General features: G+C 72.4%; 18 protein-coding genes. 5 read left to right on the plus strand and 13 right to left on the minus strand.

The features are described 5' to 3' along the window. Nucleotides 1-27 precede the first annotated feature (27 nt). The gene (locus N5875_RS33355; protein ID WP_318206537.1) at nucleotides 28-891 is read right to left on the minus strand and encodes an acyl-CoA thioesterase II; all 864 of its coding nucleotides are present in this window, start codon (nucleotides 889-891) and stop codon (nucleotides 28-30) included. Between the two features lie 14 nt (nucleotides 892-905). Next, on the minus strand, nucleotides 906-3479 hold the full coding sequence (locus N5875_RS33360) for a DUF3516 domain-containing protein (RefSeq protein ID WP_318206536.1): 2574 nt from the start codon (nucleotides 3477-3479) through the stop codon (nucleotides 906-908). A gap of 70 nt (nucleotides 3480-3549) precedes the next feature. Between N5875_RS33360 and N5875_RS33365 the strand changes: the two genes are divergently transcribed. Then, nucleotides 3550-4341: a metal-dependent hydrolase gene (locus tag N5875_RS33365; RefSeq protein ID WP_318206535.1), complete on the plus strand. Its 792-nt coding sequence runs from the start codon at nucleotides 3550-3552 to the stop codon at nucleotides 4339-4341. On the opposite strand, the gene N5875_RS33370 is transcribed toward N5875_RS33365, so the two are convergent. Beyond that, complete coding sequence (locus N5875_RS33370) at nucleotides 4342-5088, minus strand: TetR/AcrR family transcriptional regulator (RefSeq protein ID WP_318206534.1); 747 nt, start codon at nucleotides 5086-5088, stop codon at nucleotides 4342-4344. Between the two features lie 122 nt (nucleotides 5089-5210). Between N5875_RS33370 and N5875_RS33375 the strand changes: the two genes are divergently transcribed. Next, entirely contained in the window at nucleotides 5211-5918 is a 708-nt protein-coding gene (locus tag N5875_RS33375; protein ID WP_318206533.1) for an NAD(P)H-binding protein, read from the plus strand. A gap of 72 nt (nucleotides 5919-5990) precedes the next feature. Here the strand turns inward: N5875_RS33375 and N5875_RS33380 are convergent, their stop codons facing one another. Next, a complete protein-coding gene (locus N5875_RS33380; RefSeq protein ID WP_318206532.1) occupies nucleotides 5991-7772 on the minus strand; it encodes an ABC transporter ATP-binding protein in 1782 nt (593 codons plus the stop codon). Further along, on the minus strand, nucleotides 7769-9577 hold the full coding sequence (locus N5875_RS33385) for an ABC transporter ATP-binding protein (protein ID WP_338497936.1): 1809 nt from the start codon (nucleotides 9575-9577) through the stop codon (nucleotides 7769-7771). Before N5875_RS33385 ends, N5875_RS33380 begins: the two co-directional genes overlap by 4 nt. Before the next feature lie 193 nt (nucleotides 9578-9770). Here N5875_RS33385 and N5875_RS33390 point away from each other — a divergent pair, with 193 nt between their 5' ends. Then, nucleotides 9771-11387, plus strand: a complete 1617-nt coding sequence (locus N5875_RS33390) for a peptide-N4-asparagine amidase (RefSeq protein WP_318206530.1) — start codon at nucleotides 9771-9773, stop codon at nucleotides 11385-11387. Nucleotides 11388-11448: 61 nt separating this feature from the next. Here the strand turns inward: N5875_RS33390 and N5875_RS33395 are convergent, their stop codons facing one another. From N5875_RS33395 to N5875_RS33405, 3 genes are all read right to left on the minus strand, one after another. Then, entirely contained in the window at nucleotides 11449-12879 is a 1431-nt protein-coding gene (locus N5875_RS33395; protein WP_318206529.1) for a Gfo/Idh/MocA family oxidoreductase, read from the minus strand. 224 nt (nucleotides 12880-13103) lie between these two features. Then, nucleotides 13104-16028: an FAD-binding and (Fe-S)-binding domain-containing protein gene (locus N5875_RS33400; protein ID WP_338497939.1), complete on the minus strand. Its 2925-nt coding sequence runs from the start codon at nucleotides 16026-16028 to the stop codon at nucleotides 13104-13106. 37 nt (nucleotides 16029-16065) lie between these two features. Beyond that, a complete protein-coding gene (locus N5875_RS33405) occupies nucleotides 16066-16545 on the minus strand; it encodes a MarR family transcriptional regulator (RefSeq protein WP_318206527.1) in 480 nt (159 codons plus the stop codon). A 92-nt stretch (nucleotides 16546-16637) separates the two neighbouring features. On the opposite strand from N5875_RS33405, the gene N5875_RS33410 reads away from it, so the two are divergent. Together N5875_RS33410 and mltG are read left to right on the plus strand one after the other, a co-directional pair. Beyond that, nucleotides 16638-18533, plus strand: a complete 1896-nt coding sequence (locus N5875_RS33410) for an ABC transporter ATP-binding protein (protein ID WP_338497942.1) — start codon at nucleotides 16638-16640, stop codon at nucleotides 18531-18533. A gap of 307 nt (nucleotides 18534-18840) precedes the next feature. Continuing rightward, the gene (gene mltG, locus N5875_RS33415; RefSeq protein ID WP_318206525.1) at nucleotides 18841-19737 is read left to right on the plus strand and encodes an endolytic transglycosylase MltG; all 897 of its coding nucleotides are present in this window, start codon (nucleotides 18841-18843) and stop codon (nucleotides 19735-19737) included. A 6-nt stretch (nucleotides 19738-19743) separates the two neighbouring features. On the opposite strand, the gene N5875_RS33420 is transcribed toward mltG, so the two are convergent. The 5 genes from N5875_RS33420 to N5875_RS33440 form a co-directional block, all read right to left on the minus strand. Then, nucleotides 19744-20988 carry an NAD(P)-binding domain-containing protein gene (locus N5875_RS33420; RefSeq protein ID WP_338497945.1) on the minus strand — a complete coding sequence of 415 codons (1245 nt, stop codon included), beginning with the start codon at nucleotides 20986-20988 and terminating at the stop codon, nucleotides 19744-19746. A 73-nt stretch (nucleotides 20989-21061) separates the two neighbouring features. Further along, on the minus strand, nucleotides 21062-22273 hold the full coding sequence (locus N5875_RS33425) for an LLM class flavin-dependent oxidoreductase (RefSeq protein ID WP_318206523.1): 1212 nt from the start codon (nucleotides 22271-22273) through the stop codon (nucleotides 21062-21064). Continuing rightward, a complete protein-coding gene (locus N5875_RS33430; RefSeq protein ID WP_318206522.1) occupies nucleotides 22270-23304 on the minus strand; it encodes an ABC transporter substrate-binding protein in 1035 nt (344 codons plus the stop codon). Before N5875_RS33430 ends, N5875_RS33425 begins: the two co-directional genes overlap by 4 nt. Before the next feature lie 35 nt (nucleotides 23305-23339). Continuing rightward, the gene (locus N5875_RS33435; RefSeq protein ID WP_318206521.1) at nucleotides 23340-24071 is read right to left on the minus strand and encodes an ABC transporter ATP-binding protein; all 732 of its coding nucleotides are present in this window, start codon (nucleotides 24069-24071) and stop codon (nucleotides 23340-23342) included. Beyond that, nucleotides 24044-24904: an ABC transporter permease gene (locus N5875_RS33440; protein ID WP_338497949.1), complete on the minus strand. Its 861-nt coding sequence runs from the start codon at nucleotides 24902-24904 to the stop codon at nucleotides 24044-24046. Before N5875_RS33440 ends, N5875_RS33435 begins: the two co-directional genes overlap by 28 nt. Nucleotides 24905-24912: the final 8 nt, after the last annotated feature.

The raw sequence follows: 24912 nt of genomic DNA on the forward strand, positions 1-24912 counted from the left end.
GGTCCCGCCCGGCGCTCGGCGCCCGGCTCAGAGCTTCCTGAACAGGCCCTCCTGGACCACCGACACCAGGAGCTGCCCCTCGCGGTCGTAGATCCGGCCCCGCGCGAGTCCCCGCCCGCCCGTGGCGATCGGGGACTCCTGGTCGTACAGGAACCACTCGTCCGCGCGGAACGGCCGGTGGAACCACATCGCGTGGTCCAGGGACGCCATGTCGAAGCCCCGCGGGCCCCAGAGCGGCTCGATGGGGATGCGTACGGCGTCGAGGAGCGTCATGTCCGAGGCGTAGGTCAGGGCGCAGGTGTGGATCAGCGGGTCGTCGCCGAGCGGCCCCACGGCCCGCATCCACACCGCGCTGCGCGGATCCGCGCCCTTGACCTCGTCCTGGGTCCAGCGCAGCCGGTCCACGTACCGGATGTCGAAGGGCTGCCGGCGAGCCATCCTCTCCAGCGCCTCCGGCAGCGCGCCGAGATGCTCGCGGATCTCGTCCGCCAGGTTCGGCAGGCTCTCCGGGTCCGTCAGGTGCCGCGGCGGCAGCTGGTGCTCGAAGGCGCCCTCCTCCGGCTTGTGGAAGGAGGCCGTGAGGTTGAAGATCGTCCGGCCCTCCTGGATCGCCGTGACCCGTCGGGTCGTGAAGGACCGGCCGTCCCGCACCCGCTCCACCTGGTAGACGATCGGCACCCCGGGCCGCCCCGGCCGCAGGAAGTAGGCGTGCAGCGAGTGCACCGGCCGGTCGCCCTCGGTGGTGCGGCCGGCCGCGACGAGGGCCTGTCCGGCGACCTGCCCGCCGAAGACCCGCTGCAGCGACTCCTGCGGGCTCCGCCCACGGAAGATGTTGACCTCGATCTGCTCCAGGTCGAGCAGATCGACGAGCCTCTCGGCGGGATTGGTCACGTCAGGTCTCTCCTCTACAGCTGTCCGACGGACGTCACGCGGACGACCGCGCGGCCCTCCTCGTCGGAGGCCGCGAGATCCACCTCCGCGCTGATGCCCCAGTCATGGTCGTTGTTCGGATCGGCGAAGGTCTGCCGGACGCGCCACAGTCCGTGGGCCGCGTCCTCCTCGATGGCGAGCAGCTTCGGGCCGCGCGCGTCCGGGCCCGTACCGAGGTCGTCGTACTCGTCCCAGTACGCGTCCATCGCCTCGCCCCAGGCGTCCGCGTCCCAGCCGGCCTCGGCGTCCATCTCGCCGAGCGCGTCGACGTTGTCGAGGGCCGCGAGCTCCACCCGGCGGAACATCGCGTTGCGCACCAGGACCCGGAAGGCGCGGGCGTTGGCCGTGACCGGCTTGACCTGGTCGGCCTTCTCCTGGGCCTCCTCGGCGGTCTGGATCTCCGGGTTGGCGAGCTGCTCCCACTCGTCGAGCAGCGAGGAGTCCACCTGGCGCACCATCTCGCCCAGCCAGGCGATCAGGTCCTCCAGGTCCTCGGTCTTGAGGTCGTCCGGGATGGTGTGGTCGAGCGCCTTGTACGCGCTGGCGAGGTACCGCAGGACGATGCCCTCGGTCCGCGCCAGCTCGTACCAGGAGGTGAACTCGGTGAAGGTCAGCGCCCGCTCGTACATGTCACGGATGACCGACTTCGGCGACACCGGGTGGTCGCCGACCCACGGGTGGGACTTCCGGTAGACGTTGTACGCGTGCCAGAGCAGCTCCTCCAGCGGCTTCGGGTACGAGATGTCCTGGAGCCGCTCCATCCGCTCCTCGTACTCGACGCCGTCGCGCTTCATCTCCCCGACCGCCTCGCCGCGCGCCTTGTTCTGCATGGCGGCGAGGATCTGGCGCGGGTCGTCGAGCGTGGACTCGACGACGGAGACCATGTCCAGGGCGTACGAGGGTGACTCCGGGTCGAGCAGGTCGAAGGCGGCGAGCGCGAACGTCGACAGCGGCTGGTTCAGCGCGAAGTCCTGCTGGAGATCGACCGTCAGGCGGATCGTGCGGCCCTCGGCGTCCGGCGTGTCCAGCTGCTCGACGACACCGCCGTCGAGCAGGGAGCGGTAGATCGCGATGGCCCGGCGGATGTGGCGCAGCTGAGCCTTGCGCGGCTCGTGGTTGTCCTCCAGGAGCTTGCGCATCGCGTCGAAGGCGTTGCCCGGGCGGGCGATCACCGAGAGCAGCATGATGTTGGTGACCTTGAAGCGCGAGGTCAGCGGCTCGGGTTCGGCGTCGATGAGCCGGTCGAAGGTGGTGTCGCTCCAGGCGACGAAGCCCTCGGGCGCCTTCTTGCGGACCACCTTGCGGCGCTTCTTCGGGTCGTCGCCGGCCTTGGCGAGCGCCTTCTCGTTCTCGATGACGTGCTCGGGGGCCTGGGCGACGACCAGGCCGGCGGTGTCGAAGCCGGCCCGGCCGGCGCGGCCGGCGATCTGGTGGAACTCACGCGCGCGCAGGGTCCGCACCCGGTTGCCGTCGTACTTGGTGAGGGCGGTGAAGAGCACCGTGCGGATCGGCACGTTCACGCCGACTCCGAGGGTGTCCGTCCCGCAGATCACCTTGAGGAGGCCGGCCTGCGCCAGCTTCTCGACGAGCCGCCGGTACTTCGGCAGCATCCCCGCGTGGTGCACGCCGATGCCGTGGCGGACGTAACGCGAGAGGTTCTGGCCGAACTTGGTGGTGAAGCGGAAGTTGCCGATCAGCTCGGCGATCTTGTCCTTCTCCTCGCGCGTGCACATGTTGATGCTCATCAGCGACTGCGCGCGCTCGACGGCCTGCGCCTGCGTGAAGTGCACGATGTAGACGGGCGCCTGCTTGGTCTCCAGGAGTTCCGTCAGGGTGTCCGTGATCGGGGTCAGCCGGTACTCGTACGAGAGCGGCACCGGCCGGGTCGCCGAGCGGACCACCGAGGTCGGCTTGCCCGTGCGCCGGGTCAGGTCCTTCTCGAACATCGAGACGTCACCGAGCGTCGCCGACATGAGGACGAACTGTGCCTGGGGGAGTTCCAGGATCGGGATCTGCCACGCCCAGCCGCGGTCCTGCTCGGCGTAGAAGTGGAACTCGTCCATGACGACCTGGCCGATGTCCGCGTACTTGCCGTCCCGCAGCGCGATCGACGCCAGCACCTCGGCCGTACAGCAGATCACCGGCGCGTCCGCGTTCACGGAGGCGTCGCCGGTCAGCATGCCGACGTTCTCGGTGCCGAAGATCTTGCACAGGTCGAAGAACTTCTCCGACACCAGGGCCTTGATCGGCGCGGTGTAGAAGGTCACCTGGTCGTTCGCGAGCGCGGTGAAGTGGGCAGCCGCCGCGACCAGCGACTTTCCCGATCCGGTGGGCGTGGAAAGGATCACGTTGGCCCCGGAGACGACCTCGATCAGCGCCTCTTCCTGGGCCGGGTAGAGCGTGATGCCCCGGTCCTCGGCCCAGGAGGAGAAGGCCTCGAAGAGGGCGTCGGGGTCGGCGGTCGGCGGCAGCTGATCGATAAGGGTCACGCCCCCATCTTGCCTGGATTCCGCTCGGATGAGGGAACCGGCCACCGGTTCGAAGATCACGGACGATAGGCTCGTCCGTCGACCGGTCGTCAACTGAGCGCCGGCAGGGGAGAAACGGGGCGGGCCAACCATGATGGGACCGGCGCACTCGCTGTCCGGAGCGGCGGCCTGGCTGGGTGTCGGAGCGGCCGCGGCGGCCTTCGACCGCCCGATGCCGTGGCCGGTTCTCGTCGTCGGCGCGCTCATCTGCGCGGGCGCGGCCCTCGCCCCCGACCTGGACCACAAGTCGGCGACCATCTCGCGGGCCTTCGGACCGGTCTCCAAGGGCCTGTGCGAGATCGTTGACAAGCTGTCGTACGCCGTCTACAAGGCGACCCGCTCCTCGGCCGACCCCCGTAGGTCGGGCGGTCACCGGACCCTCACCCACACCTGGCTCTGGGCGGTCCTGATCGGCGGCGGTGCCTCCGTCGCGGCGGTCACCGGCGGCCGGTGGGCGGTGCTCGCGATCCTCTTCGTGCACCTGGTGCTCGCCGTGGAAGGCCTGCTGTGGCGGGCCGCCCGGATGTCCAGCGACGTCCTGGTCTGGCTGCTCGGCGCGACCAGCGCGTGGATCCTGGCGGGCGTCCTCGACAAGCCGGGCAACGGCGCGGACTGGTTCTTCACCGGCCCCGGCCAGGAGTACCTGTGGCTCGGGCTCCCGATCGTGCTCGGCGCCCTCGTCCACGACATCGGCGACGCGCTCACCGTCTCCGGCTGCCCGATCCTGTGGCCCATCCCGGTCGGCCGGAAGCGCTGGTACCCGATCGGCCCGCCGAAGGGCCTGCGCTTCCGGGCCGGCAGCTGGGTCGAGCTGAAGGTCCTGATGCCCGCGTTCATGGTGCTCGGCGGGGTGGGCGGGGCCTCGGCGCTCGGTTTCTTCTAGTCAGCCGCTGGTCTTCGGTACACCGAGTGTCGTCACGAGCCGGTTCAGCTCCTCCTGGAACAGCTTGTCCGGGCTCGTGGTCTGGCGGCCCAGATGCCCGTACACCTCCAGAGCGACGAGTCCGTGCAGATGCCCCCAGAGCCGTAGCGCGAGGGCGACACCGGCCGGCGGCAGGCCGGGGAAGGCCGGGCGCACCTTGTCGAGCAGCCCGGCGTCGAAGTCGTCCCAGGTGAACGCGCTGTCCCGGTAGAGCGGTTCGGCGTACGGCCAGGCCGCCGCGGCGAGTCCGGCGAGGCCGGTGCAGACCCGGCGGGCCGCGTCCGGCGCGGGCCCTTCCTCCGGCGCCCGGTAGCCCGGCACGGGGTCGCCGTACACGAGCCGGAAGCCCTCGGGGTTGGCCAGTGCCCATGTGCGGAAGGCGCGGGCCCAGGCGAGGATTTGGGCGGCGGGGCCCTCGGCGGGGGCGTGCGCCCAGGCCGCGTCCACGGCGTCGGCGAGCGCGGAGTACACGTCGTCGATGAGCGTGGTGACCAGGTCGTCGCGGGTGGCGAAGTAGCCGTAGATCGCGTTGGCCGTCATTCCCATCTCGCGGGCGATGGCCCGCAGGGTGATGGCGTCGGGACCGCCCGAGGCCATCAGACGGAGAGCCGTGTCCTTGATCTCGGCGGTGGTCTCGGCCCTCAGCCGCTCACGGCGGCCTCGCCCGGCCGGAGCCGTCCCCGTCGTCGTTCCTGATGTCCCGGTCATGGTGGCAGCCTATCCCTGTCTTGGTGGCCGTTTGGAAACTGCACGCCGTGTACTTCACGGCGTATAGTTTCGACACGGCGTCACGTCGTGGCGTGTCGAAGATGCGAGCACAGGGGAGAGCCATGCACGTCGGAGTCGTCGGAGCCACCGGAACCATCGGCAGCCGCGTCGTCGCGGAGGCCCTGGAGCGCGGGCACCACATCAGGGCCTTCAGCCGCGACGCCACGGGGGCGGCGGCGCGGGAGACCCGCGAGAACATCACCTGGGCGAGCCTCGACGTCCTCGACCCGGCCGGCATCGCCGCCGTCCTGCCCGGACTCGACGTCCTCATCAGCGCCTTCCAGCCCGGAAACGCCGCCCAGGACATGGCGGAGACCGTCCGGCGCTCGATCGCCGACGCCGGGGTCTACGCCACCGCCGCCCGCGCCCTGCTCAAGGCCCTCGAAAGCCACCCGAGGACCCGGCTCATCGTGATCGGCGGCGCGGGCAGCCTGGAGATCGAGCCCGGCGTCGTGCTCGCCGACGCGGAGGAACGGCTCCACACGACCCTCGACGAGGTGGGTCTGCCCCGCGCCTATGCGGCGGCGGTACGCGGCCACCGCGACGCCCTGAACGTGCTGCGCACCTCCAACCGCCGCTGGACCTACTTCAGCCCCGCCGAGGACATCGCCCCCGGCGAGCGCACCGGCCGCTTCCGCATCGGCGAGGACCAGCCGGTCCGCGACGCCGAGGGGCGCAGCCGCGTCTCGGCGGAGGACGCGGCCGTGGCCCTCGTCGACGAGGCGGAGCTGCCGCGCTTCGTCCAGCGCCGTTTCACCATCGGCTACTGATCAGGAGCCGGTGGAAGCGGGCCGGGCCGGGGCGTCGCACGACTCCCCGGCCTGGCCCGCTTCCCTCGGGTATCACCCGTGCCACGACCTCCACAGCGCCGCGTACGCCCCGTCCGCCGCGACGAGTTCCGCGTGGCTGCCGAGCTCGCTGATCCGGCCCGACTCGACCACCGCGATCAGATCGGCGTCGTGCGCGGTGTGCAGCCGGTGCGCGATGGCCACCACCGTCCGCCCGTCCAGGACCCGGCCGAGGGACCGTTCCAGATGGCGGGCCGCGCGCGGGTCGAGCAGCGAGGTCGCCTCGTCCAGGACCAGCGTGTGCGGGTCCGCGAGGACGAGCCGGGCCAGGGCGATCTGCTGGGCCTGTGCCGGGGTCAGCGAACGGCCGCCCGAGCCGACCTCCGTGTCCAGACCCTCGTCGAGCCCCCGTGCCCAGACCTCCGCGTCCACCGCCGTGAGCGCCGCCCACAGCTCGGTGTCCGTGGCCCCCGTCCTGGCCAGGAGCAGATTGTCCCGGAGCGAGCCCACGAAGACGTGGTGCTCCTGGTTGACCAGGGCCACGTGCTCACGGACCCGCTCGGCGGGCATCCGCGCCAGCTCGGCCGAACCGAGCGTGACCGAGCCGGTCCTCGGGGCGTAGATGCCCGCGAGGAGGCGGCCGAGGGTGGACTTGCCGGCGCCGGACGGGCCGACCAGGGCGAGCCGGGTGCCGGGCGCCACCTTCAGGGACACCTCGTGCAGGACGTCGACGCCCTCGCGGTAGCCGAACCGGACGTCGTCCGCCCGGACCGCCCGGCCCTCCGGCCGTACCTCCGTGTCGCCCGCGTCCGGCTCGATGTCGCGGACGCCGACGAGCCGGGCCAGGGACACCTGCGCGACCTGGAGTTCGTCGTACCAGCGCAGCACGATGCCGATCGGGTCCACCAGCATCTGGGCGAGCAGCGCGCCCGTCGTCAGCTGCCCGACGTCGATCCAGCCCTGGAAGACGAAGACCCCGCCGAGGAGGAGTACGCCGCACAGCACCGTCGTGTGCGTGATCGTGACGACCGGGAACAGCACCGAGCGCAGGAACAGCGTGTACCTCTCCCACGCCACCCATTCCGAGACGCGCCGGTCGGAGAGGGCGACGCGCCGCGCGCCCAGCCGGTGGGCCTCCACTGTGCGGCCCGCGTCGACCGTCTCCGCGAGGGCGGCGGCCACCGCCGCGTACCCCGCGGACTCCGAGCGGTACGCGGAGGGCGCCCGCTTGAAGTACCAGCGGGTGCCCACGACGAGGACCGGGGTCGCGAGGAGGGCCGCGAGCGCGAGCGGGGGCGCGGTGACCGCGAGGCCGCCGAGCAGCAGACCCACCCAGACGACGCCGATGGCCAGCTGGGGCACGGCCTCGCGCATCGCGTTGGCGAGCCGGTCGACGTCCGTGGTGATGCGGGAGAGCAGATCACCGGTCCCGGCCCGTTCGAGGACGCCCGGCGGCAGGCCGACCGAGCGGACCAGGAAGTCCTCCCGCAGATCGGCGAGCATCTCCTCGCCGAGCATCGCCCCCCGCAGCCGGACGAGCCGCACGAAGACCGTCTGGACGAGCAGGGCGACCGCGAACAGCGCGACCGTCCGCTCCAGATGGAGGTCACGGGCCCCGGCGGACAGTTCGTCCACCACCGAACCGAGCAGGTACGGGCCGGCCATCGAGGCGATCACGGCGACCGCGTTCACCCCGATGAGCAGCGCGAACGCCCGGCGATGGCGACGCAGGAGCCCCCGTACGTAGATCTTCACGGACGCGCCGGCCGCGACGGGCAGCGTCGTCGCCGTCGTGGGGGCCGCCGGGTCGTACTCCGGTGGCGCCAGGCCGATCATGCCGATTCCCCTTCCAGTGCTTCGAGTTCGCCGACGCGAGGCGCCGACGCGGCGAGTTCCTCGTCGGTCTCGCGGGTGACGACCGCCCGGTAGCGGGGTTCCGCGGCGAGGAGTTCGCGGTGGGTGCCGACGGCGACCGCCTGCCCCTCGTGGACCAGGACCACCCGGTCGGCGCGGTCCAGGAGCAGCGGCGAGGAGGCGAGGACCACGGTCGTCCCGCCCTCGCGCAGCCGGGCGATCCCCTCGGCCACCCGGGACTCGGTGTGCGAGTCGACCGCCGAGGTCGGCTCGTCCAGGACGAGCACCTCCGGGTCGGTGGCCAGCGAACGGGCGAGCGCCAGCCGTTGGCGCTGGCCGCCGGAGAGCGACCGGCCCCGCTCGGTGATCCGGGTCCGCATCGGGTCCCCGTCGGTGCCGACGGACGCCTGGGCGAGTGCGTCGAGGACGTCGCCGCACTGGGCGGCGGCCAGCGCGTCCTCGGCCCGGACCGCCCCCGACGAGGGCACGTCGAGGAGGTCCCGGAGGGTGCCCGAGAGCAGGACCGGGTCCTTGTCCTGGACGAGGACGGCCGTACGGGCGCTCTCCAGCGGCAGTTCGTCCAGCGGGATCCCGCCGAGCAGGACCGAGGTGTGGTCCGCGTCGGGTTCGGCCGGGTGGCCGCCGAGCCGGTCCGCGAGCCGCCCGGCCACGTCCGGGTCACCGCAGACGACGGCGGTGAACCGGCCGGCCGGGGCGAGCAGCCCGGTCAGCGGGTCGTACAGGTCACCGGTCGCCTTGCGCTCCTCGCCCGTCTCGCCGGTGGTGGTCGTCGTGCGGGTCAGCGAGAGGACCCGGGCGGCCCGCTTCGCGGACGGCCGCGAGAAGGAGTAGGCCATGGCGATCTCCTCGAAGTTCCGCATCGGATGATGGGTGAGGGCCACGGCGCCGTAGACGGTGACGAGTTCGCCGACCGTGATGCGGCCGTCGAGCGCGAGCCGCGCCCCGTACGCCACGACGACGATGAGCAGGATGCCGGGCAGGACGACCTGGATCGCGGCGATCAGCGCCCACATGCGCGCGCTGTGCACGGCTGCCCTGCGGACCTCCTGGGAGGCGGCGCGGTAGCGGCCGAGGAACAGCTCCTCGCCGCCGATGCCGCGCAGCACGCGGAGCCCGGCGACGGTGTCGGAGGCGAGCTCGGTGGCCTTGCCCGCCTTCTCGCGCTGGATGTCCGCCCGGCGGGTGGCGCGGGGGAGCAGCGGCAGCACGGCGAGGGCGAGGACGGGGACGCCGAGGGCGACGACGATGCCCAGGGCGGGCTGGTAGACGACGAGGGCCACGCAGACGATCACCAGGGAGACGGCGGCGGCGGCGAACCGGGACATCGCCTCGACGAACCATCCGATCTTCTCCACGTCGCCCGTCGAAACGGATACGACCTCTCCCGCGGCGACCCTCCGGGTGAGGATGGAGCCCAGCTCGGCGGTCTTGCGGGAGAGGAGCTGCTGGACCCGGGCGGCGGCGGTGATCCAGTTGGTGACGGCGGTGCGGTGCAGCATCGTGTCGCCGACCGCGATCGCGAGCCCGCAGACCACGAGGATGCCTCCGCCGAGGGCGAGTCGCCCGCCGTCGCGGTCGACGACCGCCTGCACGGCGACGCCGACGCCGAGCGGCAGTCCGGCGATGCCCAGCTGGAGGAGCAGCCCCCAGGCGAGGGCCTTCAGCTGCCCGCCGAGCTGGTTGCGGCCGAGCCAGACGAGGAACCGGGTGCCCGAGCGGACATCGGGGACCCCTGGGTCGGCGTAGGGAAGATCTCGAATCTGCATGGCGTCCCAGGGTCTCCGGGTCTCGTCTGGGGGAACGCGCGCCGAGGGTGTGCGACGGCGGAGGAAGCCGTGCAAGGTTCGCGTTTTCCCCCCGGGGCGGCAATCGATTTTCCGCAGGGAGGGAACAGATCGCGCCATGTCCGCTCATCGTCCTCTGGACCGCACGGCGCCGAGCGCGCTTCACTCCAGCCCCATGAGATCACTCAAGATCATGAGCATGCTCAGCGGCCTGGTGCTCGCCGCGGGCGCGCTCCTCACCGCCCACCCGGCCGCCGCCGACGGTCCGAACGGCCCGACGCCCCCGGCCGAGTTCACGAGCGACTGGCACGACCCGGTCACCGCCGTCCCGCCCGTCGGGACTCCCGGCACCCGCAGCTGCGAGGTGACCCTCGCCGCCGCCCAGTTCCGCGACTTCACCCCCTACCAGGGGAGTTACACCCCGCCGAAGGAATGCGGCACCAGGTGGAACAAGGTCGTCCTGCGCCTCGAAGGCAGTGTCAAGGGCCGCCAGTACGACCGCCTCGGGTACCTCTCCGTCGGCGGCGTGGAGATCCTCCGCACCTCCACGCCCCAGCCCTCGCCCGACGGCATCACCTGGTCGGTCGAGAAGGACGTCACCCGCTACCGCGACACCCTCAGCCGCCCCGGCGCCGTCGAGATGCTCATCGGCAATGTCGTGAACGAGACCTACACCGGCGTCCTCGACGTCCGCGTCACCCTCACCTTCCACACCGCCCAGGGCCGCGTGAAACCCGCCACCGGTACGCCCGACCGGGTGATCCCCCTCACCGGCCCCACCCTCACCACCCCGCGCAACACCGAACGCGTCCTCGCCGAGGTGTACGCCACCGGCTCCGGCGGCGGCTGCGAGGAGTACTGGTACCTCTCCGTCCCCGACGCCGCCCCCTACTCGTGCCGGGCCACCGACGGCCCCCACCGGGAGGTCCGCGTCTCCGTCGACGGACGCCTCGCCGGCATCGCCGCCCCGTTCCCCACGGTCTGGACCGGCGGCTGGTCGAACCCCTTCCTCTGGTACGTCACCCCCGGCCCGCGTGCCTTCGACGTCCAGCCGATCCTCTACGACCTGACCCCGTTCGCCGCCGTCCTCAACGACGGCCGCGCCCACCGCGTGGAGGTCACCGTCGCCGGGGTCCCGGCCGGCCAGTCGGGCTGGTCCACCCCCACGAACGTCCTCCTCTGGCAGGACGAGGGCAGCCGGGTCGTCACCGGTGGCCTCGACCGCCACGAGGAGACCACCCCGCGCAACTCCTCCGTCCACACCCCGGGCACCGGGGAGTCCCTCCACCGGGTCGACACCGACGCCGGCCACCGGCTCACCGTCGCCGGACACCTGAACACCTCGCACGGCCGGGTCACCACCACCGTCGACCGGACCGTCGCCCACACCTCCGTGCACCGCTGGGGCGAGGGGGAGAACCCGGACGCGTTCACCGCGCGCTGGACCGACCGCGAGACCGTGACCAGCGGCCGGACCGTCACCCGCGCCGACCGGACGTACACCATGGACGGCGAGACCACGATCGGCGCGGGCGACCGGCTGCGGACCGTGCTCACCCTCGGGGACCGCGCCGACACCAGCGTCGTGCGCGACGGACGGCGCCTGTCCTGGTCGCGGCTCGACGACACGTACACCGGGGACGCCACGTACACCACCGGCGTCCCGCGCGACCAGCGGCACGCGGTCGGCACCACGAACGAGCGCTATCGGCTGTACGGCTCCGAGGGCTGCTACGACCGGAGCCTGACGACCGTTCAGGGCACGGTCACCCAGGACCTGCGGCGCTGCTGAACACGGCGGTGCCCGGCCCCCCTACGCGGAGGCCGGGCACCGTACGCCGGGAGACCCGCCCTCAGGCGGGTTTCACCGAGTCCACGCCCGAGCGGGCCTTACGCCACTCGCCGCGCGTGAAGTCGGGGATCTCCTGCGGCGCGCCCTTCGCCTTGATCGAGGCGTGGCTCAGCGGCACCGGCGCCGTCCAGGTGGCGGCGTCGTACACGTCGAAGTCCGGCGGCAGCCCGAGCTTCATGCACTGCATCAGGCGGTAGACCATGATGTAGTCCATGCCGCCGTGTCCGCCCGGCGGGTTGGCGTGCTCCTTCCACAGCCAGTGGTCGAACTCTCCCGCGTACGCCGAGAAGTCGGCCCACTGGTCGTCCTTGTGGTCCGGCTCCAGGTAGACCCGGGCCGGATAGTCCTCAAAGACGCCCCGGGTGCCGCCCAGGCTGTTGATCCTGCTGTACGGGTGTGGGGTGGAGACGTCGTGCTCCAGCCGGATGACCCGGCCCTTGGCCGTCTGCACCACGCTGATCGTCCGGTCGGCCCCGATGTACGTCTCCTTCCAGCTGGGGTCGCCGGACGGCATGTGCTCCTCGCGGTACTCGGCGAGGCCGAGCGCCGGGGTGCCGAAGCTGCTGATGCTCACCGCCCGGTCGCCGCGGTTGACGTCCATGTAGTTGGCGACGGGACCGAAGCCGTGGTTGGGGTAGAGGTCGCCCTTCAGCTGTGTGTGCCAGCGTCGCCGCCAGGGGCCCTCGTAGTACGTCGGGGAGAACATCAGACCGCGCAGGTCGTGGTTGTACGCCCCCGCTCCGTGCAGGAGCCGGCCGAACTTGCCGGCGTGCGCCATCCGCAGCACGCGCATCTCGTTCCGGCCGTAGCAGCAGTTCTCCAGCTGCATGCAGTGGCGGCGGGTCTGCTCCGACAGGTCGACGAGCTCCCACAGCTCGTCGAGCCGCATCGCGACCGGACACTCCACACCGACGTGCTTGCCGCCCAGCATCGCCGCGCGGGCGATCGGGAAGTGGGTCTCCCAGGGGGTGGCCACGTACACCAGGTCGAGGTCGGTGCGGGCGCAGAGCTTCTCGTAGTCGTTCTCGCCGTTCGCGTAGACGGCGGGGGCGGGCTGTCCGGCGGCGACGACCGCCGCGGCGGCCCGCTCGGCCTTGTCGCGCACGGGGTCGCAGACGGCGTTCACCCGGACCCAGGGGAGCGAGAGGAAGTGGCCGATCATGCTGGCGCCCCGGTTGCCGTAGCCGACGATGCCGACCCGGACCGTGGACCGGCCCCCGAAGGGGACCCCGGCCATGGTGGCCCCGCGGCGCTTCGGCACGGCCGCGGCGGGTGACTCGGCGGCGGGGGCGGCGGCCGGAGCGACCGCCGGGGCCGCCGCCTGCGCGGACGGGACGCCGAGGGCGCCGATACCGAGCCCCGTCCCGGCCGCGGCGGCGGTGGTCCTGAGGACCTTGCGGCGGCTCGGCTCGTGCGGTGACTGCTCGTTCATGGAACCTCCCGGAGCTGTGGGCACGGCTGTTTCATGAATCCCGCTCAGGACCCTGGCCCCGGTGACCGATGGTGCGCAAGGGCGCCGATAGGACTCTTGCGACGGGTGGTTGGACTTTACTGTTCCGGATCACGGAGCGAGCCGCACCGGACACCCACCCTCACCCGAACGTACGAATGGCCCCTCACCACAGGGGATGAGGGGCCGTCAAGGACGCGAACGGGTCAGGGCCGGGTCGCGTGCTCCAGGGCGAGGAGCACCGATCCGTAGCTGCGGCCCGTCGCCCGGCCCATCCCGATCTCGCACATCCGATTGGCCGAGAGATGCGCGTCGAAGGGCCGCGCCGTCACCTCGGCCGCCTCCCGGGCTGTCGCCGAGGCCGTCAGCTCCGGGTGCAGCATGCCCCGGTCGCCCGCGAACGCGCAGCAGCCCGCGTCGGTGGGGACGACGACCTCCTCGGCGCAGGCCCGCGCGAGTTCCGTCAGCTTCTCCTCGTCGCCGAGGTGCCGCATCGAGCAGGTCGGATGGACCACGGCCGAGCCGACCCGGCGGCGGACATCGAGCCGGGGGAGCAGCTCGTCCGCCGCCCACACCAGCGAGTCGACCACCGTCATCTCGGCGTGCAGCGCCCGGTTGTCCTCCGTCAGATACGGCACGACCTCGTGCGCGATGCCCAGCGTGCACGAGGAGGCGTCCACGACCAGCGGCAGCGTCCCGCCCGCGGTCCATCCCCAGGCCGCCTCCACGATCCGGTTCGCCATCACCGCGTTGCCCCGCTCGTACCCCTTGGAGTGCCAGATCGTCGCGCAGCAGGTTCCGGCCACGTCGTCGGGGATCCACACCGGCTTCCCCGCGCGCGCCGACACCGCGACCACGGCCTCCGGCAGCGAGGGGCCGCGCTCGCCGTCCGGATTGCCGAAGATCCGGTTCACACAGGCCGGGTAGTAGACGGCGACCGCGGCGGGGCGGTGGGTGCGGGGCAGCCGCCGCGCCGCCGCGCCGGGGATCTCCGGCAGCCACTCCGGTACGAGGTCGGTGCTGACCGCCCGGCGGGCCAGGCCCGTCACCGACTCCAGGACCCGGTCGCCGATCCGGTCGGCCGCGGCGACCGCGAGCCGCGCCGAGGCCTCCGCCGCCCGGAAGTTCTTGGCGGCCAGGGCGGCGATCCGCTCCTCGCGCGAGGTGTGCCGCTCGTGCCGGAACTCCTTCATCAGCGCGCCCGTGTCGATCCCGACCGGACAGGCCAGCTTGCAGGTGGAGTCGCCGGCGCAGGTGTCGACGGCGTCGTAGCCGTACGACTCCAGGAGTCGGGTCTCGACCGGGGAGCCGTCGCTCTGCCGCATCATCTCCCGGCGCAGCACGATCCGCTGGCGCGGAGTGGTCGTCAGATCGTGGCTGGGACAGGTCGGTTCGCAGAAGCCGCACTCGATGCACGGATCGGCGATCCGCTCCACGGTGGGGATCGTCTTCAGGCCCCGCAGGTGCGCCTGCGGATCGCGGTCCAGGACGATCCGCGGGGCGAGCACCCCGTCGGGATCGATGGCCTCCTTGACCCGCCACATCAGGTCGGTCGCCCGCGTCCCCCACTCCAGCTCCAGGAACGGCGCGATGTTGCGGCCGGTGGCGTGCTCCGCCTTCAGGGAGCCGTCGAAGCGCTCCACGGTCAGCTTGCAGAACTCGTCCATGAAGGCCGCGTACCGCTCGACGTCGGTCGGATCGCCCGCGTCGAAGGCGAGCAGGAAGTGGAGGTTGCCGTGCGCGGCGTGACCGGCCACGGCGGCGTCGAAACCGTGCCGGGACTGCAGGTCGAGCAGCGCCTCGCAGGCCTCCGCGAGCCGGGCCGGGGGCACCGCGAAGTCCTCGGTGATCAGGGTCGTCCCGGAGGGGCGGGAGCCGCCGACCGCCGTCACGAAGGCCTTGCGGGCCTTCCAGTAGCCGGCGATCCGCTTCGGGTCCGTGGTGAACGCGTTCTCCACGGAGGCCACCGGGGCCACCAGGTCGAGCCCGGCGAGGACCTCCGCCGCCGCCCGCTCGTACCCCTCGCGCGCCGCCGCGTCCGGCGCCCGGAACTCGACCAGGAGCGCCGCGGTCTCCTTGGGCAGCTCCGCCCAGTCCGCCGGGACGCCCGCCACGCTGACCGAGGCCCGCAGCGTGTTGCCGTCCATGAGCTCGACGGCCAGCGCCCCCGCCGCGTTGAAGAGGGGTACGGCCTCGGCCGCGGCCGGCAGCGAGGGGAAGAAGAGCAGGGCCGAGGACACCTCGCGGTCCAGCGGCAGCGTGTCGAAGACGACCTCCGAGATGAAGCCGAACGTGCCCTCCGAGCCCACCATGAGACCGCGCAGGATGCTCACCGGCGTGTCGCCGTCGAGGAAGGCGTCCAGCCGGTAGCCGTTGGTGTTCTTGATGGCGTACTTGGCGCGGATCCGGTCGGTCAGCTCGCCGTCCGCCTCGATCTCGGCCTTGAGCGCCATCAGCTCCGCGCACAGCCTCGGCTCGGCGCGCGCCAGCTCCTCGTCGGCGGCCGGGTCGGCCGTGTCGACCACGGTCCCGCTCGGCAGCACGAAGGTGAGCGAGGCCACCGTCCGGTACGAGTTCCTCGTCGTCCCGGCCGTCATGCCGGAGGCGTTGTTGGCGACGACTCCGCCGATCGTGCAGGCGATGGCGCTGGCCGGATCGGGACCCAGGACCCGCCCGTACGGGGCGAGTGCCGCGTTGGCCCGGACGACGGTGGTGCCGGGGCGGATCCGCGCCCGTGCGCCGCCGTCCAGGACCTCGACGCCCGCCCAGTGGCGGCGCACGTCGACCAGGATGTCCTCGCCCTGCGCCTGCCCGTTGAGGCTGGTCCCGGCGGCGCGGAAGACCACCTCGCGGCCCTTGCCGTGGGCGTACGACAGGATCGTGGAGATGTCGTCGATGTCCTCGGCGACCACGACGACCTGCGGGACGAAGCGGTAGGGGCTGGCGTCGGAGGCGTACCGCACGAGGTCGGAGATCTTCGAGAGGACCTTCTCGGGGCCGAGGAACTCGGCCAGCTCCTCGCGCAGCCGCCTCGGCGTCCCCCGGGCCTGGAGCTCCGGTACGCGGTCCGGGGCCGGAGTCCGCTTCGTACCGGGGCGTAGGGCCTGCGGGTTCGGCTCGAACAGCGGCATGTCACGGCTCCCCTTCGCGCGTCGGGGCGGCCGAGGGTCAGCAGCCGCCCTCCGGGCCGGGGTCGACCAGGGCGGACAGCAGACCTCCGAGCACCTCGCGCTGTGCGGCGGTCAATGGAGCAAGGATGTCCTCTGCGGCCGACCGGCGCGCGCTGCGCAGCTCCCGCAGCGTGGCGCGGCCCGCGTCGGTGAGCTCGATGCGCACCACCCGGCGGTTGCTCGGATCGGGCACCCGGCGCACCCGGTCGACGGCCTCCAGACCGTCGACGAGACTGGTCACCGCGCGCGGGACGACCTCGAGCCGGGTCGCGAGGTCGGCCATCCGGGGCGGCTCCCCGAAGTACGCGACCGTGCGGAGCAGCCTGGACTGGGCGGGTGTGATGCCGAGCGGCTCCAGGTGGCGCTTCTGGATGCGGTGCAGACGCCGGGTGAGGCGCAGCAGCTGCTCGGCGAGGAGGCCGTCGGCGTCGGGTTCCCCCGAACGGCCGGGTCCGGTCGGGACGGCGGAGGTGCTCATGCGGGAACAATATCAGGACCTTGTTCATTGTGAGCGTAGGTAACAATGAGCTAAGCTCTCATCGACACATCACCGAACCCTCGAAGGAGCCCATGCGCCCCCACGACCAGTCCGACTGGACGCCCCCGCCCCGCGACTCCGCGCAGCCGAAGGAGCCCGCGCAGCTGCGGCGCATCCTGCGGCTCTTCCGCCCCTACCGTGCCCGCCTGGTGCTCGTCGGCCTGCTGGTAGGCGCCGCCTCGCTCGTCACGGTCGCCTCGCCCTTCCTGCTCAAGGAGATCCTCGACACCGCGATCCCCCAGGGCCGTACCGGGCTGCTCAGCCTGCTCGCCCTCGGCATGATCGCCACCGCCGTGCTGACCAGCGTCTTCGGTGTGCTCCAGACCCTGATCTCCACCACCGTCGGCCAGCGCGTCATGCACGACCTGCGCACCGGGGTCTACGAGCAGCTCCAGCGGATGCCGCTCGCCTTCTTCACGCGCACGCGTACCGGCGAGGTCCAGTCCCGCATCGCCAACGACATCGGCGGCATGCAGGCGACCGTGACCTCCACGGCCACCTCCCTCGTCTCCAACCTCACCGCCGTCGTCGCGACCGTCGCCGCCATGCTCGCCCTCGACTGGCGGCTCACCCTCGTCTCGCTGCTCCTGCTGCCGGTCTTCGTCTGGATCAGCCGCCGCGTCGGCAACGAGCGCAAGCGGATCACCACCCAGCGCCAGAAGCAGATGGCCGCCATGGCCGCGACCGTCACCGAGTCCCTCTCGGTCAGCGGCATCCTGCTCGGCCGCACCATGGGCCGCGCCGACTCCCTCACCAAGTCCTTCGCCGAGGAGTCCGAGCGCCTCGTCGACCTCGAAGTGCGCTCCTCCATGGCCGGACGGTGGCGGATGTCCACCATCGGCATCGTCATGGCCGCCATGCCCGCCCTGATCTACTGGGCCGCCGGCGTCGCCCTGGGCTCCGGCGGGGCCGCCATCTCGCTCGGCACCCTCGTCGCCTTCGTCTCGCTCCAGCAGGGCCTCTTCCGGCCCGCCGTCAGCCTGCTCTCCACCGGGGTGCAGATGCAGACGTCCCTCGCGCTCTTCCAGCGCATCTTCGAGTACCTCGACCTGCCCGTGGACATCACCGAGCCCGCCGAGCCCGTCCGGCTCGCCGAGGTCCGCGGCGAGGTCGCCTTCGAGAAGGTCGTCTTCCACTACGACCCCGAGGGCGCCGGCCGCCCGACGCTCGACGCCGTCGACCTGGCCGTCCCCGCCGGGGGCAGCCTGGCCGTCGTCGGTCCCACCGGCTCCGGCAAGTCCACCCTCAGCTACCTGGTGCCCCGGCTTTACGACGTCACCGGCGGCCGCGTCACCCTCGACGGGGTGGACGTGCGCGATCTGGACTTCGACACCCTCGCCCGCGCGGTCGGCGTCGTCTCCCAGGAGACGTACCTCTTCCACGCCTCCGTCGCCGACAACCTCCGCTTCGCCAAGCCGGACGCCACCGACGAGGAGATAGAGGCCGCCGCCCGCGCCGCCCAGATCCACGACCACATCGCCTCGCTGCCCGAGGGGTACGACACCCTGGTCGGCGAGCGCGGCTACCGCTTCTCGGGCGGCGAGAAGCAGCGCCTCGCCATCGCCCGGACCATCCTGCGCGACCCGCCCGTACTGATCCTCGACGAGGCCACCAGCGCCCTCGACACCCGTACGGAGCACGCCGTGCAGCAGGCCATCGACGCCCTGTCGGCCGGCCGGACCACGATCACCATCGCCCACCGGCTCTCCACCGTCCGCGACGCCGACCAGATCGTCGTCCTGGACGCGGGCCGGATCGCGGAGCGCGGCACGCACGACGAGCTGCTCGCCCGGGACGGGAAGTACGCGGCCCTGGTCCGGCGGGACGCGCGGAGCGCCGCGGCCGTCAGTGCCGGGGCACCGGCGGCCGCGAAGGGACCCGCGACCGAACAGGCGAACGTGGGAGCGGTTGTTCCCCAGAACGTGTGATCGTTCCGGAATTCGTTGCTCAACTCCCGTACGGCGTCGGATGATTGCGGTGTGCGATCGACGGGCTGCAGACCGTGACCGCGCAGTCCCACTGAAGCATCAGTCCCACTGATGTACCTGTTACGAGGAGAAGCACCACCATGAACGTCATCACCAACCTGCTCGCCGGCGTCGTCCACTTCCTGGGCTGGCTCGTCTGACGATCGCAGTGCCCCGGCGCCGTCGGTTCCCCGTCCCAGGGGACCGGCGGCGCCGCCGCGTACGCGGGTTCCCGGGATTCCCGTACGCGGCGGGTTAGCGTGCGGCCATGACGTACCGGCCGCCGTCACCGTACGCACCCGCACGCCGCCGCCCTTCCCTTCCCCCGAGTCTCCGCCCGTTCCGCCGCCGTCCCCGGCTCACCCGGCGCGGACGCCTCGCGCTCCTCCTCGGAGCCCTCGTCGCCGTGGCCGTCGCCGTCACCCTGCCGCTGCTCCTGACGCGGGACGAACCGGCCGTCGAACAGCCCCGGCCGCTCCTCGTCCCCGAGGGCTGGCGGGCCGGCCAGGTCTACACGGCCGTCGACCGGGCGCTCGGCCTGCCCGAAGGCACGGCCCGGAAGGCCGCGACCGCGTCCGCCACCGCCCTCCCGCTGCCCGCGGCCGCCGGAGGGAACCCCGAGGGCTACCTCTTCCCGGCGACGTACCCCGTGCTCAACGCCTCCACCCCCGAGGGACTGCTCCGCTTCATGGTCGACACGGCCGGGAAACGCTTCGGGGCCACCCGGATCGCCGTGGGCGCGCGGGCGCACGGCATGAGCGTCTACGAGACGGTGATCGCGGCCAGCATCGTCCAGGCCGAGGCCGACAACCCGGAGGACATGGCCAAGGTCGCCCGGGTCGTCCACAACCGGCTCGCCCGGGGCATGGCCCTGCAGATGGACTCGACCCTCAACTACGCGCTCGACCGCAGCACCGTGGACACCACGTTCGAGGACACACGGCTCAAGAGTCCGTACAACACCTATGAGCGCAAGGGTCTGCCGCCGACGCCCATCGGCAACCCGGGGGACCAGGCCATGGACGCGGTCATCCGTCCGGCGGACGGTGACTGGCTCTACTTCGTCACGGTGGCCCCCGGAGACACCCGCTTCACCGCCGACTACGCGGCGCACCAGATGAACGTGGCCGAGTTCAACACCAACAGGGGTGCGGAGAAGGGCTGAACCGGATCACAGGGAGGCGGCCACGGAGGCGGCCGCCGGGGCGGACATCGAGGCGGACATCGAGATGCTCCCCGTCACGGTCGCGGTCGCCGTCGCCGTCGCCGTCGTCGCGGTCTCGGTCTCGGTCGCTGTCGCCGAGGCCGCCGTCTCGCGCCGCAGCAGGCGCCGTACGTCCGAGACCGCCGCCCGCCCGGCCCGGTTGGCGCCGATCGTCGACGCCGAGGGCCCGTACCCCACGAGGTGGACGCGCTCGTCCCGGACCGCGCGCGTGCCCTCGACCCGGATCCCGCCGCCCGGCTCGCGCAGCCGCAGCGGGGTCAGATGGTCGATCGCCGCCCGGAAGCCGGTCGCCCAGAGGATCACGTCCACCGCCACGTCACCGGTTCGGCCGTCGTCCCAGGCCACCCCGGTCGGGGTGATCCGGTCGAACATCGGGAGGCGGTCGAGGATCCCGCGCGCGCGTGCCGCGCGGATCGCGTCGTTGAGGGGGAGCCCGGTGACCGAGACGACACTCTTGGGGGGCAGCCCCTGCCGTACCCGCTCCTCGACCATGGCGACGGCGGCCCGCCCCTCCATCTCCCCGAACGGCCCCTCGCGCCAGACCGGCTCGTTCCGGGTCACCCAGAAGGTCTCGGCGGCGACGTCCGCGATCTCCATGAGGTGCTGGGTGCCGGAGGCCCCGCCGCCGACGACGAGGACCCGCTTCCCGGCGAACTCCTCGGGGCCCGGGTAGCCGGCGGTGTGCAACTGGCGCCCCCGGAAGGTCTCCTGGCCCGGGTAGCGCGGCCAGAAGGGGCGGTCCCAGGTGCCGGTGGCGTTGATCAGGGCACGGGTCGCGTACGTACCCTCGGAGGTCTCGACGAGAAGCCGCCCGCCGTCGCCCTCCCGGACGGCGGTGACGTCGACGGGCCGGTGGATCCGCAGGTCGAAGGTCTGCTCGTACGTGTCGAAGTAGGCGCCGATCACCTCGGACGACGGGCGCGCGGGGTCGGCGCCGGTCAGCTCCATGCCGGGCAGTGCGTGCATCCCATGGACCTTGCCGTAGGTGAGCGAGGGCCAGCGGAACTGCCAGGCGCCGCCCGGTCGCGGGGCGTGGTCGAGGACCACGAAGTCCCGGTCCGGCTCCAGGCCGGTGCGGCGCAGGTGGAAGGCGGCCGAGAGGCCCGCCTGACCGGCGCCTATGACGACGACGTCCACCGGCGTGAGCAGCTCGGCGTTCGCCCCGGACTCTTCGACCCCGTATTCGTTCACGGTTCTACCAACCGAGGTGGGGGCGCGGATCTTCCCGCGCCCCCACGACAGGAGCCGACAAGCCGACCGCGCCCTACCGCCCGCCGGCCACCAGCAGCGGAGCGCCCCCCGGAGCCGAGGCCGGCCGGCCGTTCGCGGCCGGGACGCCGAGCAGCGGGGACGGCACGACCGTCGGCAGCAGCCCGCGCGCCGCCAGCTCCGGCCGCACGCCCTCGCCGAACCAGTACGCCTCCTCCAGATGCGGATAGCCGGACAGGACGAAGTGCTCCACGCCCAGGTCGTGGTACTCCTCGATCCGGTCCGCGACCTCGGCGTGGCTGCCGACGAGCGCGGTGCCGGCCCCGCCCCGGACGAGACCGACCCCCGCCCACAGGTTCGGCGAGATCTCCAGCCGGTCGCGGCCGAGAGAGCCGCCCTCGTGCAGCGCCAGCATCCGCTGCTGACCCACCGACTCGCTGCGGCCCAGCACCTGCTGCGCGGCGGCGATCGTCTCGGCGTCGAGATCGGCGAGCAGCCGGTCGGCCGTCGCCCACGCCTCGCGCGCCGAGTCACGGGAGATCGTGTGCAGCCGGATTCCGAAGCGGACCGTACGGCCGCGCTCCGCCGCGAGGCCTCGGATCCAGTCGATCTTCTCCTTGACCTGCCACGGCGGCTCGCCCCAGGTCAGATAGACGTCGGCGTGCCCGGCCGCCACCGGACCGGCCGCGGCGGACGAGCCGCCGAAGAAGATCTCGGGCAGCGGGTCCGGCGGCAGCGCGGTGAGCCCGCCCTCGATCCGGAAGTGCTCGCCCTCGTAGTCGAACGGCCGCCCGCTCCACGCGCCCCGCACGACCGACAGGAACTCGGCCGTGCGCGCGTACCGCCGGTCGTGGTCCAGATGGTCGCCGAAGCGGCGCTGCTCGGTGGAGTCTCCGCCGGTCACCACGTTGAGGAGGAGCCGGCCGCGGGTGATCCGCTGGTAGGTGGACGCCATCTGGGCCGCGAGCACCGGAGAGATCACCCCCGGCCGGAACGCCACCAGGAATTTGAGCCGCTCGGTGTGCTGGGCGAGCGCGACCGTGGTGAGCCAGGCGTCCTCGCACCACGTCCCCGTCGGGGTCAGTACCGCTTCGAAGCCCAACTGCTCGGCCGCCTTGGCGATCTGGATCAGATAGTCGATGTCGGGCGCCCGCACCCCGGACACGGTGCGGTCGCGGGTGATTCCGCCGTCCGTGTAGGCGTGCCGGTCGACGAGGGTCCGGCCGTCGCCGCCGGTGGGCAGGAACCAGTGCAGATGGACGGTCACGAGGAGGCCCTTCCGTAGCTGCGCGCCGGGGTGGTGGACGGCGGCAGGTCCTTGTTGAAGCGGGTGTCGACGTAGTCGGCGAAGCGGAACGTGCGGGGGATGAGCCCGAGGGCCGCGAAGGTGTCGGCGATCTTCTGCTCGGAGGCGATGGCCGCGTCGTCGAGGGCGACCGGGATACGGGTGCCGTTGCTGCGCCTCACGGCGGCGAGCGCCACGTCGTACGGCAGCCCGGTCTCCTTCGCCCAGACCTTCGCCCAGGCCTCGGGGTGGTCGAACACCCAGTCCTGCGCGCGCCGGAGCCGCTCGACGAAGTCACCGATGGCCTTGGCCTTCGCGGGGTCGGCGAGCGCCGACGGGGCGGCGACCTGGAAGCCGAGGCCGTTGACGAGCCCGCGCCCGTCGGCGAGGACCCGGCCCTTGCCGCTCAGCAGGACCTGCGAGGTGTACGGGTCCCAGGCCGCCCAGGCGTCCACCTTCCCGCTGGTGAACGCGGCCAGGGCGTCGGCCGGCTGCAGCAGCGTCACCCGGACGTCGCTCAGCTTCAGACGGGCCTTTCCGAGCGAGGAGATCAGCTGGAAGTGGGCGGAGCTTCCCTGGGCGACGGCGACCTGCCGTCCCTTCAGGTCCGCCACGGAGCGCAGGGACGAGTCCTTCGCGACGAGGATCGCCTCGCCCGCGGAGTCGCCGTGCGTCGCGGAGATCACGGTGATCTTCGAGTCGGCGCCCGCGGCGAAGACGGGCGGGGTGTTGCCGACGGAGCCGATGTCGACGGCCTTGGCGTTCACCGCTTCGAGGAGGGGTGGTCCCGAGGTGAACGTCGACCACGTGATCCGGTAGGGGAGGTCGTCCAGCTCACCGGCGGCCCGCAGCAGGGCCTCGGCGCCGCCCTTCTGGTCGCCGACGTTCAGGACGAGCGAGCCCTTTCCGTCGGAGTTCGATGAGGAGCCGGCCGCGGAGGCGCCGGTGCAGGCGGAGGCGAGGAGCGCGAGCGGCACCAGCAGGGCCGCGGTGGACAGGCGGAAGGACTTCACGGGTGGCTCTCCTTGAGAGGGGGAAGGGGCACGGGTCAGGCCGCCTGTTCGGCGAACTCGGCTTCGCTGACTCCGAGTTCGGCGAGGAGGCGGGTGCGGAGCGCGGCCAGCGCGGGATCGCCGGGGGAGCGGGGCCGGTCCAGATCCACGGCGGTGTCGTACGCGATGACGCCGTCCCGCATCACCAGGGCGCGGTCCGCGAGTTGCAGTGCCTCGTCCACGTCGTGGGTGACCAGCAGGACGGTGCAGCCGCGCCGCCGCCACAGCTCGGCCACGAGCCGCTGGGCCTTGATCCGGGTCAGCGCGTCGAGCGCGCCGAACGGTTCGTCGAGAAGGAGCAGATCCGGGTCCCGTACCAAGGCGCGGGCGAGGGAGGCCCGTTGGGCCTCGCCGCCGGAGAGTGTCTTCGGCCAGGCTCCCGCACGGTGCCCGAGCCCGACCTCCGCCAGGGCCTTCTCCGCCACCGCGCGGCCCGGCTTCCCCGGCAGTCCGAGGAGCACATTGCGCCAGACGCGCTTCCACGGCATGAGTCGCGGCGCCTGGAAGGCGACGGCACGACGGCGCGGGACGAGGACGGTGCCGGAGATCTCCCGGTCGAGCCCGGCGAGGACCCGCAGGAGCGTGGACTTGCCGCAGCCGCTGTGGCCGAGGAGTGCGGTGAACTGTCCGGCGCGCAGGGTGAGATCGAGCCCGTCGACGACCGGTCGCCCGTCGAAGGAACGGGTGAGGCCCTGGACGGTCACTGCCCGGTGAAGGTCGGTCGCCATTGCAGCAGCAGCCTTTCGAGAGTACGGACGACGGCGTCGGCGAGGAGGCCGAGGAAGGCGTAGACGACCAGGCAGACGACGATCACGTCCGTGCGGAAGAACTCCCGCGCCTGGTTCATGAGGAAGCCGATGCCGGCGTCGGCGTTGATGGACTCGCCGAAGACCAGCGCCAGCCAGGCCGTGGCGAGCGAGTACCGAAGGCCGGTCATGGCCCCGGGCAACGCGCCCGGCAGCACGACGTGCCGGACCAGACCCCAGCGACCGAGCCCCAAGGACTGGCCCGCTTCGACGAGTTGGGCGTCGACGCCGCGGATTCCGGCGTACACGTTCAGATAGAGGTGGAAGGCGACGCCGAGCGCGATGAGCGCCACCTTGGGCGCCTCCCCGATGCCCAGCCAGATGATGAGGAGCGGGATCAGGCCGACCCAGGGCACGGTCCGCAGCATCTGGACGGGGGCGTCGACGAGGTCCTCGCCGAGCCGGGAGAGCCCGGAGAGCAGCGCCAGCGCGATGCCGACGATCCCGCCGATCAACAGTCCGGCGGCGACGCGGCGCAGGGAGACGCCCATCGCGGCGGGGAGGGTTCCGTCGCCGATCAGCCCACCGCCGGCGCGGGCGATGGTCCCCGGCGAGGCGAGCGCTTCGGCCGGGAGGACCCCCGTCGAGCTGAGGGTCTGCCACAGGGCGAGCAGGAGTACGGGCCCCACGGTGCGGCGCAACCAGCGGGGAACGGCGGGGCCGCGACCGGGGCTGCGAGCGGGGGTGAGGGGCTCGACATCCGGCAAAGGCGATATGTCGGGCGGGGAATGAGGTGGGGCATGGCCGACCGTCAAGGCGGGAC

It is taken from the genome of Streptomyces sp. SJL17-4 (genome assembly GCF_036826855.1).
Taxonomy (GTDB): Bacteria; Actinomycetota; Actinomycetes; order Streptomycetales; family Streptomycetaceae; genus Streptomyces.